This is a genomic window from Bradyrhizobium sp. SZCCHNGR1005, from assembly GCF_032489995.1.
Lineage (GTDB): Bacteria > Pseudomonadota > Alphaproteobacteria > Rhizobiales > Xanthobacteraceae > Bradyrhizobium.
The window spans coordinates 112,537-126,915 of the sequence record NZ_JAUEZC010000003.1; the positions used below are offsets into that span (position 1 = coordinate 112,537).

Here is a 14,379-nt window from a genome sequence, read left to right on the forward strand (position 1 = left end):
CTTGAGTTCGCGACCTACTTGCAGACACCAGCGCTCCCGGGGCCAGAACGAGATGAGCTGTCCGTATTACGCGCTTCCGCCGACCAGCTTTTGGCGTCAGGCCGTCGCCGATCGCTCGAGCTCGGATCTAAATCCTCATTTGGAGTCCACCTTTCGGTTCGAGCACGACGCGCGCATTGCGTCGGCAGGCAGTTGCTTTGCACAACACATTTCTCGTGCGCTGCAGGACCGCGACTACAATTACTATGTGACCGAAAAAGCGCCCGGATACCTGACGCCCGAGCAGGAGGAGCGCTTCGGTTTTGGCGTGTTCTCTGCTCGTTACGGCAACATCTACACGACATTGCAGCTTCTGCAGCTGCTCCAGCGAGCGTTCGGCGCATTCAAGCCGGCAGATCAATTCTGGACCAACAGCGAGGGTCGCGTCTTCGATCTGCTACGGCCCCGCATTGCCCCCAAGGGGTTCGCCTCGATGATCGAGGCGGAGGCGGATCTCAAGCAGCACCTCAAAGCGGTGCGTCAGCTGATCGAGACTGCCGACGTCTTTATCTTCACGCTCGGATTGACGGAATGCTGGGTATCCAGAGTGGACGGCACCGCGTATCCGACCTGCCCGGGTTGTGGCAGCGCGGGCGACTACGACGATTCAAAATACGCGTTTACAAACCTCTCTGTCGCTGAGACCACGGCCTATCTTACCGAAGCCGTCAACCTGATGACGGCGGCCAATCCCAAGCTGCAGATCATCCTCACCGTGTCACCGGTGCCGCTCGTGGCGACGATGGAGCCGCGCCACGTTCTGCAAGCGACGACCTATTCCAAGAGCGTGCTTCGTGTGACCGCGGAGGAGATGGTGCGGCGCCACGAAAATGTGCACTATTTCGCGTCTTATGAGATCATCACGACGGCAAAGAACGCCAGCGTATATTTTGCCGAAGATGCACGCTCGATAACCGCGGACGGCGTGGCACGCGCGATGCAGGTGTTTTTCGCACAATTTGCCGCTGAGCGCGACAAAACGGTGCCTTCCGGGCGTACCGTAGACTTCCGCGAGGCAGCATCACATGGGCCACCCTCTCATATCGTTTGCGACGAAGACGATTTTTACCGTGCTCTTGCGGCCAGCCAGTCGCGTTGAGACAGGGGCCCTTCAGGACCGATAGAAGGAAGCTGCAGCGTGGAAACCGAAATCGAGACCGTTCTACCGGTCTACATCGTGGGGGACAGCCACTCGCTTCCATACCGCAACATGGTCTTCCGCGAGAGATGGACCGGTTCATGGGTGATGGCCCGAACGCGATATGTTCCGGGCCTGACCGCCCACGACTTCTTCAATCCGGCGACCGGAGAGTTTCATCCGGAATTCATCGCATTCCTGGAATATGAAGGGCTCGTACGCGCGGGCCGCGCCACTCACCTGTCCACGGACGAGGTCGATTTCGCCATCGCAAAGGCTGCAGGACAGCCCATGCGCCCGCCCTTGATCATGATCACGCTCGGCGAGATCGACGTGAGGGGGCCGATCCTGCAGCTGTTGAAGGATACGCACGACTTTGTGCCTCCTTTCCCGACGACGATGCCCTTGCTGGATAAGCCGCTTGTTCCCTGGGACCTTATCGAGGAAGCGATTGAAGCGCGCCTCGGGCCCTTTATTGCCGGGCTGCAGCAACTTGTCGCGGCCGGCTTCAGGCGCGTCTATGTCCAAAGCGTCGTTCCTCCGACGCGCCAGGAAGCGCGGGTCAGGCAGTTGCAGAGCTACGATTGCCCGGTCACCGTCCGCACCAAGCTGGTCCAGGCATTCAACTGGAAGCTCGGTTCGAAAGTGAGATCACTCAACCTCGTCATGCTGGATCGCTGGTCCGACCTGACGGAAAATGATCTGCTGCGTCCCGAATACGATTTCGACGGGGTGCATCTGCCTCCCAAAGGCGCACGCCTCCTACTCGAGGCGCTGATCGATGATGCTATCGACAGCCGAGGCCTGCTCGCCAATCATCCGCGTTATGAGCTTTACTACCGAATGGCGTGCGGACTCGACCCTTTTGCCTCGAACACCCCGGACGCCGCGTAAGGATATCTGGCTATGACTTCGATGATCAGCGTCGCCAAGCAGAGGCTCAAAGGCGGTCTCAACCAGGCTCTTAGCAGCCTCGGCTACAGACTGGTACGCGCCGAAACACTTGACCGTCTGACGGCCGCCCACTCCCCTTCCGAGGAAGCACGAGAGGTGCAGCCGGTCATCAAAGCCGCGGCAGATGCGCGCAGGCTGACGCTGCTCCCGGCAGCCAACAAGCCGCCGGCCATGTGTACTGCGCTCGCTCCCAAATTCGATCCGCAGAGGACACCCAGTCAACTCGCGGACAAGGTGCTTGCCTTCCAGCAGGATGGGGTGACGGTGATCAGCACCAACCCGGAAAAGGCAGCCAATTTTCGTGAAACCGAACGCTTCGACAGGGGAGTGGGCAACCTCCATTCGTCGTGGGACTGGGCCGGCAACAGCGTTGCTCCGTATACCACCGACCTGCAAACAGGCCTGCCCTCCCCGGCGCTTCTCGACTATCTCCACTCTCTGTTCAGTGGCGGCGATTTCGAGTCGTTTTTCCGGGGCGTCCTCGGGTGCCCGGCAAAGGTCGCCAACGTCCGTCTGGTGCGCTCTCTGCCGCACCTGACCGATGGGGTGGGTCCGCAGGAATGGCATAGCGACGGCTGTCCGGCCGGCGTCATTCGCGGCGTTCTCTATCTCTGTGACGTCGACGAGCAGACCGGGCCGTTCCAGTATAAGGATGCGGCCGGCCGAGAGCACACGGTGCTGGGGAAAACCGGCGACCTTCTCGTGTTCGATGCGACCCGCTTGATGCACCGCGGCAGTCCGCCGAAGCACAAGACCCGTTCGGCAATCGATCTGGTGTTCATGCCACGGATGCCCGACGAGGAGATGAAGGTCATGGTCGTCGGCATGAACCACTGGCCCGCGGATCCGTTCTTCTACAAGATGCCGAAAGAGCGGACGCAGGACCCCGGTAATACCGGTCCCGATCAGCGCAAGATCGCCAGCCTATATTGACCGCGCCCGCTTGCCGAGCTTCCCTCGGACCGTTAAGCGGATGGTCATGACGCGGATTGGGCGGCTCGACCACCACGACGGGCGTCTACTTGAGTTTGACTGAGTTGCACCGCGTCGGAGAATTACGCATGCTCACTTCCTTCAAATCAGCGCTTGCAAATACGCTTCCACCGGAAGCGCTCTACTGGCTGCGATCGGTCAAACGCGCCGTCATGTCCGAGCCGCCGCTGCCCTGGCCGTATGTGACGACCACGGAGATCACCAAGGTCGAGACGGTGGCACCTCCGCCTCCGCCTCCGCCTGTCGACGATGGACGGCCGATCCAGGACATCGCGCTCGAGAAGTACAGAGCCAGACAACTACCTTCGCCGGCGTCCTACTATACTTATGAGGACGTTCTTATCCTTCCCGCGAAGGAGATCGCGAAGACTCTGACCCTTTGCGTGCAATACATCAATAGCTCCCATGTCAACGGCGACGTTGCCGAATTCGGCACCATGGGAGGCTTCAGCGCGAGGGCGCTTGCCACATCGATGGTCTTCGATCTTCAACGGCAGCCGCTTGCCAAGAGCGCGTCCGGCGAAAACCCCTTCCGCGTGCTGCGGCTGTTCGACAGCTTCGAAGGCCTGCCGGAAATCACCTCTCCTATCGACCAGGTCTCGCCGCATGTCGTCTCCGGCGCTTGGGCCAAAGGCGGCTGCAAGGTGCTCGCCGCGCCCGAGCTCCGTGCCGTCATCGGCAAGATTCTCCCGCCGCATCGCTTCGAACTCTACGAGGGCTGGTTTGCCGACACCGTCAAGACGCTGCCGCCGGAGACTCGCTTCGCGATGATCCATTTCGATGGCGATCTTTATCAGTCCACCATGGATGCGCTGGTGCCGCTGTTCGAGCGAGGAATGATCTCGACCGGTGCGGTTCTCTGTTTCGACGATTGGAACGCCAATCGCGCGCTTCCCAACGTCGGCGAACGACAGGCGTGGAAGGAACTGGTCGAGATGTTCAATATCGAGGCCACCAGCGGCGGCGATTACTCAGTCGGAGGAACGAGGTTCATCATCCATTCCTATCGCGGCGTGCCGGTCGACCCGGTCTGAGGACGCCCTCCATCAGGGCCGAGGATGCGGTCCAGCGACCGAGACGCCAGGAAGATCGCGCCGGGCACCGTCAGGTGCCCGGGATCGAACGCAGTCAATTCCGAGTCGTTCGGGCCGATCCGGGTCAGACAACCGTCGTTGTTGCAGAAGACGTCCCGGACGGAAATGTACTCGATGCCGAGTTCTCGTGACATCTCCTGCAGCAGCCGATCGCGCCCCCGCGTCCATTCGTCGGTCGAGCGATAGAAGCTTCGGGCCGGCAGTACCTCGCCAGTCTGCCGGTAATAGTCGAGGACGTTGCGCGACAAGCCTGCGCCCTGCCAGCTTGGCGGAGGTCCCATCAGCACGATCCTGCCGACGCTCAGGGCTTTGAGCATCGCCACGGTACGCGGCAAGTCCTCGCGCAGCACGGGCTCCGCGTGCCCCCAGGTCGCATCAAGAACGACCACATCGGGCCGCAGACGGCCAATGCGTGACAAAACGTCATCATTGATGCTCTTGCAGAACGGCCGCTCCGGCAGACTGTAACCGATCAGAGGCGGACAGGCCGAGGCCGTATACTGGGCGACCTCATAGCCGCGCTCGGCGGCGAAATGGAGCAAGCCGGGATAAAGGGCCGCGCCATAGGAATCGCCCCAGACCAGTACCAGCGGGTGACCACCATGCCCTGCGCATTCCGAGGCGAACTCCGAGGCAGGCTGAAGCAGCAAGAGGCATTTGGCACGGCGCCAATGCACGGAGGTTTCGGTGCCCGATAGCATCAAGCCTTGGATCTGCCGAGGGAAGCGCATCGGAAGGCCTCGGGTATCCACAGCGGTCATTCCGACCAGCCAGATTGCCGCCATGGCCGCAACCAGTGGAGCAACTCGCCACCCCGCCGGCGCCGATCCAAACCTGATCGGCCGCTCGATAAAACGGTAGGTCAACCACGCCAGCGAGACGCTCACGGCCAGAAGGCTGAACGTCAACGATATCGGCAGCGGCCCGTCCCACTGCAACTTCGCGAATGCAATCAGTGGAAAATGCCAGAGGTACAACGGATAGCTGATCAGTCCCACAAAGACGAACCAACGCGCCGACAACAGCCGATGTACAGGCGTATCGTCCGTCCCAAGCAAAGCCGCCGTTGCAAGGACGGGAAGCATCATCCGGATGCCCGGCCAGGGTGAGCGGGCGCCAAACATCCAGAACGTGAGTATGATCGCGGCCACCCCGGCGATCGCAAGCGGCGATCGAATCCTTCTCGTCGCGCCGACGGATCTCGCCGGGACCCACAAGGCCAATCCAGATCCGACGAGAAGCTCCCATCCTCTGGTCGTCGGCGAATAGAATGCCCAGGCGGCGTCGCTCGCGGGCGTCCAGAGACAAGCCGCAAACGAGCAGACACCCAATAGGATCACGATCTTTAGCCGTTGTGTCGGCCAAGCCGAGATCAGCAGCAGGGTGAGCGGCCATACGATGTAGTATTGCTCCTCGATCCCGAGCGACCAAAGATGGAGCAGCGGCAGGCGCTCCGCGCCAGGGTCGAAATATCCGACGATCTGGCCATACAGGACGAAGTTTTCAATGAAGACCGCAGCGCCCTTAACGTTTGCGCCGAGCGCTTCCATCTCGTTGACCGGAAGCAGGAACCAGCCCGCCGCGAAGGTGGCGATCACCACGATCATCAGCGCCGGAAAGATCCGCAGAACACGGCGAGCATAGAACTCCAGGATACTGAAGCGTTTCGCGCGCAGTTGCCGGTCGATGATCCCGGTGATCAGATAACCGGAGATGACAAAGAAGATGTCGACACCGGCAAAGCCGCCCGGCGCCAGCTTCGGAAAGGCGTGATAGATGACCACCGCGATCACCGCGAGCGCGCGCAGCCCATCGATGTCCGGCCGATAGGCCACACCGTGCATCGGGTTGGCGCCGAGCGAATGATCGGCCCGCAAGGCCAGCTTCGGATCAGCGTGGTTGAGCATCGTGCGTACTCAGCCCCTGAAACGCGCTGGTCCTTTCCAAAGCGCCAACGAGGTCGCGCGTGAAGTCGGTCGCACCGTTGCGATCGAGATGACCGCCGCCGTCCCAGCTCGAATAATTCGTTCTTGGCGGCAACGCGGTCTCGACCCCGATGGCCTGCGCGATCTCTTTCACCTGGGTCAGGCAACCGTGGAAGTTCGGCACCAAGGTCAGAACGACCGGCGCTCCCAACGACGCAACGAAGGCCCGCGCGTTGGCAATGACATCGGGCGTGGTGTGACAATCGGGATCCCGGGTCATCTTCACGCCGGGATTGCCATCAGCAAGAAAGCGCGGAAACGAGCTCATGTCGGCGGCGCCCGTCTCGTCGCTACGATCGAATTTCGGGATCACGCTCGCTTTGGGCGGGACGAGCTCGCGGCGCAATTCTGCCGTGGCACGCTCAAACCTCCAGCGCAGGTCCCGGCGTATGACCTGATGGTACGCCTCGAAATAGCTGAGCCGGGTCGCCGGGATCGGCCGAACATCCGCGCCGAAGGCGCGCGTCAGGTTGCGGCTGAAGAAATTACCCCCGCCCCCACCATCATCGGCATTGAGAATCCATAACCTTGGATGAAGACCGTACTTTTGAATGATCTGCCGCGAGAACTCGCCGCTCGCGACTCCGACAAACGCCATGTTGTAGAACTTCAAACCATGGGGCTTTTCAAGGCGCTCGCGAACGACGTCCCCGTCCAGCGCGAAAGATACCAGCGACGACCCTAGGATCACGACATCCGCCTGGCGGACATGCTCGATCGAGCCGCCGATGTCATGAAAGAAAAGATCCTGGTCCTGGATCTCCGTGACGTACTCGCCCGCAAGGTTCTGGTACCAGCCCGGCTTGCCGGTCGGGCTGATCGCCGCGAAATGATCGCCGGGTTGAGCAGCCAAATATAGGCAGCTTCCACCCGCGATGAGGCCGATCAAGGCCAGGACGCAGATGACGTAGAGCGCAAAGCTTCTAGCCGAGACGTGAGTACTCGCTTTCCGAAGTTCGTGAATCACCCCAGCCCCCACCTTTCACGAACCTCGGAAAGCCACGGGTACTAACAGCAATATGATCTCAATACCGTCTTTCGATCTGAAGTCCCTCAGACGAATTTGCCGCCCATGATGCAGAGGCTTCAGATCGGCGGTAAGGGGAGCCAGAACCGGACCGCGCAAACCATCCAAAACTATCGCGCCTTTCCTTGCTCGATGCACGCACAGCTCCATCGCGAGCCGCAAGACACCTAGCGTCCGAGATCCGGCAAGGCATCCAGCACCTGCCGGGCGACGAAGATCGAAGCGGGATAGGTCAGATGCCCCGAATCGAACGTTGTGATCTCGGACGCGTTCGGCCCGATCCGAGTCAGGCAGCCGTTCTCGTTGCACATCAGCCCGCGAACCGAAACATAGTCAGCCCCCAATCGTCTTGCCTGCGCAGCGAGGAATGCATCGAACGGCTTCGTCCATTCATCGACGGTGCGAAACCAGGTCCGCTCCGGAAGAATGGTCCGGGTCAGGAAATAATAGTCCAGCAGGTTCGCGGGCAGCCCGTCGCCCTGCCAAGTCGGCGGTGGCCCCACGATCACGATGGTCGACACCCCCGCCTCCCTCACGAGCGGAATGGTGCGCTCCAGACCGAGACGGACATCGTCGTCGCTGGCCCTCCATGTGCCATAGAAAATCACCACGTCGGGCTTCAACTCGGTCAGATGCCGCAACACCGCATCGTTCGCGGGCTTGCAGAGCGGCCGTTGGGCATTGACGTAGCCGATCAGCGGGGCGCAGGCCGAGATGGCGAACTCGGCGACGTCGAAGCCGCGCTCGGCGCCGAAATGAGCCAGTCCGGGATATAGCGAGGCGGCATAAGAATCGCCCCACACCGCGACCAGCGGGCGGCGGCCTGCGCCCATGCATTCCGGAGCGAACTCGCTCTGATCGGCCATCAGCAGGCACTTGCCGTTCCGCCAGCGGAACGCAGTCTCGCTGCCGTCGAGCATGAATCCGCGAACTTCGGCCGGGATACGCGCTGGCAAGCCATTGGTCCTGTCGGCCACCACGCCGACGACCCCCAGCGCGATCATGCCGCCAACCAGGCCGCCGACCTTGAGCGGCACCAGCCGTCGCCCGAAACGAATCGGTCGCTCAATGAGCTGGTAGGTGAGCCATGCCAGCATCACGCTGCCGATCAGTATGCTCCACATCACCAAGGGAGCGACACCATCGACGAAGTGGATGCGGGCATAAGCCATCAAGGGGTAATGCCAGAGGTAAAGCGGGTAGCTGATCAGACCGATGAAGACGACCGGCGCGGCCGAGAGGATGTAGCGGTGCGTGTGCGTGCCACTGGTTGCGATCAACGCCGCGGCAGCCAGGACCGGCGCCAACGTGTACCAGCCCGGATGCGGGATCTGGCGGTTATAAAGCCAGAATGCGGCCAGAAGCGTCAGCAAAGCCGCAGGGGCGATCAGCTCCCGCCCGAGCCTGGCCGGGAACGCCGTGGAGAACCCGGCGGTCGCCTGCCGTCCATTGATCCACAACGCGAGCCCCGATCCGACGAGCAGTTCCCAGGCCCGGGTCACCGGCAGATAGAAGGCGTAGTCGGGCGAATATCGTCGCACGATCACGCACGCCAGGAACGATGCCGCAGCAAGTGTGACGGTGATCAGCAAGCTTCTGCTCCGCCGCGAGCCGATCAACATCAGCAGCAACGGCCAGACGATGTAGTACTGCTCCTCGATGCCGAGCGACCACAGATGCAGCAGCGGCTTCTTCTCGGCGGCGAGATCGAAATAGCCGACCTGCCCGAGCAGGACGAAATTCTGCGCGAATATGGCGCCGCCTGCGATGTTGGTGCCCAGTGACTTCAATTCGCGCGGCGGCAGGATGTACCAGGCGATCAGGAAGGTGACCAAGACCACTGTGATCAGTGCCGGAAAGATGCGTCGGATACGACGGGCATAGAAATCGGCAATGCTGAACGTCTTCGACAGCATCTGCTTATGGATGATGCCGGTGATCAGGTAGCCGGAGATCACGAAGAAGATGTCGACGCCGTAGAATCCGCCCGGAACCGAGCCGGGGAAGGCGTGATACAGCAGGACCGGCAGCACCGCTATCGCGCGAAGGCCATCGATGTCCCGGCGATAGCGAAGCGGCGTGGCGTGGGCCTCGTCGGAGGCAAGGATCGAAGGCACGATATTCATCGGCGCGCGAACTCTTAGGAATCAGCCAGCAGCGAAGCGGAATATTTTTCCAGGAAGTAGCGCGAGGGACGCGAACTGCCGAAGAATCCCGGAACATGTACCCGCGTTTCCCAGGCATCATCGACAGGCTGAATGGCCGGACGCCCGGACGAGAGATCGAGAACCTCCTTGGTCGTCTCGAGAATCTCATCGGAGCTGCTTTCGCTTACCGTGAGGCCTGCGCTCCTGACCGTCTCGTAGGTCGGGAATGTCCATCGCCACTGCTCTGACGTGACGTCGCTCAACGACAACATCCGCCCCTCCGCGGTATGGACCGGCTTCAAGGCAAAGCGTGTGTCCTTCGACCATAGCAGCCCGACCGAACTCAGCGCATTGACCATCGCGGTCGGAATCCCGAAGCTGGATGCCACATAGGCAAAGCCGGACGTCGTTCCGATGAACATGCGCGCACGCCGCATCAGGTGGATATCAATTTCCGGCACCTGATCTTCGGAGCGGGCATAGTCGATCACCCGCGGCATTTCGGGCATCGGCGGCGCTTTACGACCGCCCATGCGGATGACCCAACCGCCGATCGACGTGATGTAGCGGACGGTATCGAAATAATTGCCGATGTTCGAACTGCGGATCGATTCACCGACGCCGAGCGTTTCTCCGCGCGCTTCGGCATCACGCATATGCAGACAAACGAACCAATCGTCGGGAGCAAGCCCCCATTTCTCGCGGAGCGATTGATATAGAATCTCGATCCGATCATCAGCCTGCATACGCGCGTCGTAGATGTCACGAAGCGGGAATCCCCTGCCTTCGCGCTCCCATTTCTGAAGGGCCATCGCGCCTGCATCGTTCCAATACACGCAGCGGCCGTCCTGGAATTCGAAGGCCTGATGGGAGTCGCCCAGGAACGGTGTCAAACTCGCAAGCTCGAACCAGACACCGGCAGATACGTTTTCGCCGAGCGTAAGCGTTGGACAGATCTCCGAAAACAAGGAGAGGAACGGCTTGTTGGCAATCCTGTCCTTGTAGGCGAGCAGGACCGGCTGTCCTTTCCACCATCCCATGCTCCGCATCATCAGGTGCACGTTGAGGTGACCGTTATGACCGATCAGTGCGCTCCAGTCCGGGGATAGCAATCTCACATCGCCGAGCTCCGCTCCGATCCCGTCCAGCACGCGCTTCAATTCGGGGGATGGCTTGGGAAGATGACGGCGAAGGCGACGTTGGGTGTCCAGACCACGCCGGTACACAAGGGGCACCTTATCCCCTTCCCCATTGTGGTAGGTTCTGAGCAGGAGTTCGCGATAGGCATAGAACAGATAGACATCGAGACAGAGGGCGCGATCCGGAAAATACGCAGGAAAATGCTCCCAATACTGTCCAGCCTCGTCCAACTTTCCGAGCACGCCGGCCGTATCGGAAAGACCAAGGTCCTTCATCAGACGCTCGATCACCTCCCGGTCGCGAAAGAAATAAGGAATGAATTGCTCGACCGGAACGTCCCTCGGAACTTGATCGAATTCGACGTGCCCCCGAAAAGCGCGCTCCTCGTATTGGAAGTTGCGATGCTCCAACATCAGCCGAACGAATGTACGCAACGAATGCGACCTCTCGGCGGCCCGAGGCCAATCCAAAAAATGCATCTGCGTCAGCAGATCCATCGAGTAACCATCCCCGACCGCACCCGTGGCTTGCAGTGCGATTTCGGCGATCGAATCATCGCTGTCCCACTTCAGCCGGCGGAAAAGGGGCAGCGCTTCTCTCCGGTAGCCGGAGAGCAGGAGATAGAAGGCAACCTCGTTCGGGTATCGTTTCCAAACACGACTGCGAAAGATCCAACTCAGACGGCTGCCGAGAAAGGGACCGCAGAAAAAGACGAAATGCCGGTCCAATGCCGGATGCTGGAAGAAGTGACGAAACAGCATCGTCAGACGAAATCGGGCCCCGAAAGGCAAGAGCGTAAAAGCCAGATTACGCAAAAAATGCCGGGCCGGAACCCGCCTGAGAAGGCCGAGCAGAATGGGATAAAGTCTGCCGAATGTTCGTTCCGCGGGCGTCCGACGGAGGACCAGGGAGCTGTCGACGGACAGGCTCTCGGTCGAGATTGTATCGAGCGGCAATCGCACCTCCAGCGCGTTCACAGAACAGCGAGCAACGATTACTGTGAAGCCCCCACCCGATCAACCCGAATCCGCCCAATATGCCATCGCTCCCGTGTCTGAGAGCCGCCGCCTTTGATAAATGCCTCACGTAACATGAGTTGCGCTTGTATCGAGAACAACGTAACATAGTGACCTGAGATTTCCCTCAGTTTTGCAGAAGCAGCCAGTTTGGGGCGTGCCGCAAGTCCATCCGACTTCAATGAATTCGCTCGCCGGTGTCGTGGGCCTTTCCACGACATTCCGATGTCGCCGCCTTTGCTTGTGTAGCGGTTTCGGCAACAGCGGACAGGCTGACGGCTTGTTCAAGCGCGATGTCATCGAGTGCAATGCCTGCCAATTGGTTCAATTGAGCGAAGCACCGCCGCCGGACTTGCTTGCGCCCCAGGTGCCCCGGATCCGCCACAGCGAGCCGTGGCACAGGACCGTTCGCATCCCCTTTCCTGTTACGGCTGCAAGCGCCCGGACTGGCAGCAGACGCAGTCGCGCTCTATGCTCCTGCCAGGCTCGGGCGCTATCCCCATCCGGAAGCCCGACGGGCCTGTCTCAATGCGAGGCGGTTGGCTACAGAAGCAGCGCTGCACGGAACCTTCGATATCGTCAGGGGCCCTAGAATGTTCTCCGAGTCCATTCATCCCAATCCGCCCGGGCGTTCCGCGCCACGCCTGCGTGATCTCCGACGATCGTTGAAATCGAACCTGGCCGCGCATGCTGTGAAGGCAATCGGCAGGTTTCTCAATGCAGCCGGTCGGGAACGGGCGGAATCTTTGAAGGACCTGATCTTTGCCCTGATGACGTTCAAACAGGCATTCATGGTCACACTCATTTTTCACCGCTATGCGCACCGGAATGAATTTGACCGGCAGTTTCGGTATTTCTGCGGTCCCGACCTGGATAAGGAGATGCAATGGGTGCTCGCCAGCGGCCGCTCGGATCTGTACAGCAATGAGCTGATCCTCTTCCTCCTCATGTGCGAGAAGGAGAAACGCGTTCTGGAGCTGTTTCCCAACATCGATTGGGATCGGGTCGACGACGAGTTCATGGACGCGATCGGCAAGCTGACGAAGAAGCTGACGTCCGGCTATTTCATGGAATTGCTGGCGCAGGCCCACACGATCAATTGGACTGTGCTCCGACCGCAGCACCTCCGCCTGTTTGCCGAGCTGATCAAGATCATGCTGGAGCATCGAACCTTCCGTTTCGAGCAGATGTCCTTCGAAGGAAGGCAACGCGATGCACGCAGAGACGGTGATCCCGAGCTGTTCGAAGCTCCCCTCGACCGCTATGTCCCGGAATTCTTCTGCGACAAAGAACTGATCGAGACCCTCGTCATTCAGCTCGGCCTTCCCAGGCACGACGATATTCTCACCGCACGCGAGGACCGCGGCCAATATTGGGAGCGTTTTCCCGCCGACCATCCGCAGCGGAAGGTGTTGTCGGAAATCAACCTCTTCTACGCCTATCGCAATCTTCTGCTGACAACATATCACAGCGGGGAGGGTTTCCACGTACCGCAGGTCTATATCAAGCTGAGGGAGACGCAGCAGCGGCTGCGCCGTCATCTTCCGGCTCCCAGCCCTCAGCTCAAGGCCATTCTGAAGAAGCTCGACACCGATTTGTCGGACGTCAAGCTTCTCTCTCCGGACTGGAGCGCGTTGATCGGCCACAACGGCCACCTCAACGTTCATCTGATGATGCGGGAGATGGGGTGGTGGCAAGGCCAGCCGATGCTCCTGGCCTACAAGGACCGGATCGCCAACAAGCCGTTCCTATCGTTGTTCTCGGATATCTGTCCAACGCTGACCTTGGGCGAGAACGTCAGCGCCGGAGTGTGGCACGAACTCGCCAGCCTCACGCCGTTCATCGGCGATTCCCATCAGGCATTCCAGTTCGAGGACGGACGGGCCGTGTACTGGAACGATGCCGGATCACTTGCCCTCCAGCAATGGGAAAGCCGGCAACGGACCTTTCCGCTGCGCGACATCTACGATCGCCGCCTGCTCGCCGACGATCGCGTCGAGCAGACTTACCAGGAATATCGGCGCAGATGGGGTATGGCCGACGGCGACTGGTTCGTCTGCCTGCACGTGCGGGATGCCCAGGCGCGGAACGATACCGAGGGTGTCGGCGAATCCATCCGCAACGCCTCGCTCGCGACTTATCTCGATGCGGTACGCCACATCACCGAGTGCGGTGGCTGGGTCGTGCGGATGGGCGGTCGCAGGGTGCCACCATTTCCCATGATGGACCGGGTGATCGACTACGCCCGCAGCGACGATCAGTTTCCGGAAATGGACATCCATCTGATGCGTCGCGCCCGCATGTTCATCGGCACGACCTCCGGCTTTGCCTATGTGGCAAGTAGCTTTGGCATCCCGACGGCTATGGTGAATGCGTTGAGCTCGATCGGTCTGTTGTGGTCGAGGGACACCCGCTTTGCGCTGAAGCCGGTGCACAGGGCGGACGGAACCATGCTTTCGCTAAGCGAGTGGACGTCGGAGCAATATCGCTGGGCTTACCCGACACATGAATCCATGGCGCGTGCTAGACTCGCCGTGGGCGAGAGCAGTTCGGACGAGATTCTGGAAACCGTGCGCGAGGTCCTCGACATCTCCGATCCCCGGCGGAAAGGACCTCCCCCCGGCGTCGACGGCAGCTGGGAGCGTCACGTTCAAGTGCCGGGCTTCTTCGGCAGCTCGCGGCCGAGCAAGTATTTCTTGGAAAAGCATGCACAAAACCTGCTGAGAGAGTCCTGAGGAACAGCGCGATGTATGAAGAACGTCGCGAGGCCGCTCACCATGGCCAACGCCGCTGTGGATAGGCTTGATACGCGCCCCTGCCGGCCCATTCTCCACTATCGACCTTGA

General features: G+C 60.5%; 9 protein-coding genes. 5 read left to right on the top strand and 4 right to left on the bottom strand.

Going from position 1 to position 14,379, the window contains the following annotated elements; genetic code table 11:
• Positions 1–52 precede the first annotated feature (52 nt).
• The 4 genes from QXZ85_RS12810 (at position 53) to QXZ85_RS12825 (ending at position 4,158) form a co-directional block, all read left to right on the top strand.
• Positions 53–1,138, top strand: coding sequence for a GSCFA domain-containing protein (locus QXZ85_RS12810; RefSeq protein WP_315704407.1), 1,086 nt, complete (start codon positions 53–55; stop codon positions 1,136–1,138).
• A gap of 39 nt (positions 1,139–1,177) precedes the next feature.
• A complete protein-coding gene (locus QXZ85_RS12815; RefSeq protein WP_315704408.1) occupies positions 1,178–2,071 on the top strand; it encodes a hypothetical protein in 894 nt (297 codons plus the stop codon).
• Positions 2,072–2,083: 12 nt separating this feature from the next.
• Positions 2,084–3,064, top strand: a complete 981-nt coding sequence (locus tag QXZ85_RS12820) for a hypothetical protein (protein WP_315704409.1) — start codon at positions 2,084–2,086, stop codon at positions 3,062–3,064.
• A gap of 128 nt (positions 3,065–3,192) precedes the next feature.
• Complete coding sequence (locus QXZ85_RS12825) at positions 3,193–4,158, top strand: TylF/MycF/NovP-related O-methyltransferase (RefSeq protein ID WP_315704410.1); 966 nt, start codon at positions 3,193–3,195, stop codon at positions 4,156–4,158.
• Here QXZ85_RS12825 and QXZ85_RS12830 read toward each other — a convergent pair.
• The 4 genes from QXZ85_RS12830 to QXZ85_RS12845 form a co-directional block, all read right to left on the bottom strand.
• Positions 4,128–6,125 carry an acyltransferase family protein gene (locus tag QXZ85_RS12830; protein WP_315704411.1) on the bottom strand — a complete coding sequence of 666 codons (1,998 nt, stop codon included), beginning with the start codon at positions 6,123–6,125 and terminating at the stop codon, positions 4,128–4,130. The genes QXZ85_RS12825 and QXZ85_RS12830 overlap by 31 nt on opposite strands.
• A complete protein-coding gene (locus tag QXZ85_RS12835) occupies positions 6,109–7,056 on the bottom strand; it encodes a hypothetical protein (RefSeq protein WP_315727742.1) in 948 nt (315 codons plus the stop codon). The genes QXZ85_RS12830 and QXZ85_RS12835 overlap by 17 nt, the downstream gene beginning before the upstream one ends.
• 341 nt (positions 7,057–7,397) lie before the next feature.
• On the bottom strand, positions 7,398–9,356 hold the full coding sequence (locus QXZ85_RS12840; RefSeq protein WP_316174267.1) for an acyltransferase family protein: 1,959 nt from the start codon (positions 9,354–9,356) through the stop codon (positions 7,398–7,400).
• A gap of 14 nt (positions 9,357–9,370) precedes the next feature.
• Positions 9,371–11,473 (bottom strand): TIGR04372 family glycosyltransferase, encoded by a 2,103-nt coding sequence (locus QXZ85_RS12845; protein WP_315704414.1) that lies wholly within the window; start codon positions 11,471–11,473, stop codon positions 9,371–9,373.
• A 752-nt stretch (positions 11,474–12,225) separates the two neighbouring features.
• Here QXZ85_RS12845 and QXZ85_RS12850 point away from each other — a divergent pair.
• Positions 12,226–14,268, top strand: coding sequence for a TIGR04372 family glycosyltransferase (locus QXZ85_RS12850; RefSeq protein ID WP_315704415.1), 2,043 nt, complete (start codon positions 12,226–12,228; stop codon positions 14,266–14,268).
• The last annotated feature ends 111 nt before the right edge of the window (positions 14,269–14,379 follow it).

What these genes read in the sequence shown, in the direction of transcription:
- QXZ85_RS12810 (WP_315704407.1), top strand. Translation starts at nt 53, where the DNA reads ATGAGCTGTCCGTATTACGCGCTTCCGCCGACCAGCTTTTGGCGTCAG.
- QXZ85_RS12820 (WP_315704409.1), top strand. Translation starts at nt 2,084, where the DNA reads ATGACTTCGATGATCAGCGTCGCCAAGCAGAGGCTCAAAGGCGGTCTC.
- QXZ85_RS12825 (WP_315704410.1), top strand. Translation starts at nt 3,193, where the DNA reads ATGCTCACTTCCTTCAAATCAGCGCTTGCAAATACGCTTCCACCGGAA.
- QXZ85_RS12830 (WP_315704411.1), bottom strand. Translation starts at nt 6,125, where the DNA reads ATGCTCAACCACGCTGATCCGAAGCTGGCCTTGCGGGCCGATCATTCG.
- QXZ85_RS12840 (WP_316174267.1), bottom strand. Translation starts at nt 9,356, where the DNA reads ATGAATATCGTGCCTTCGATCCTTGCCTCCGACGAGGCCCACGCCACG.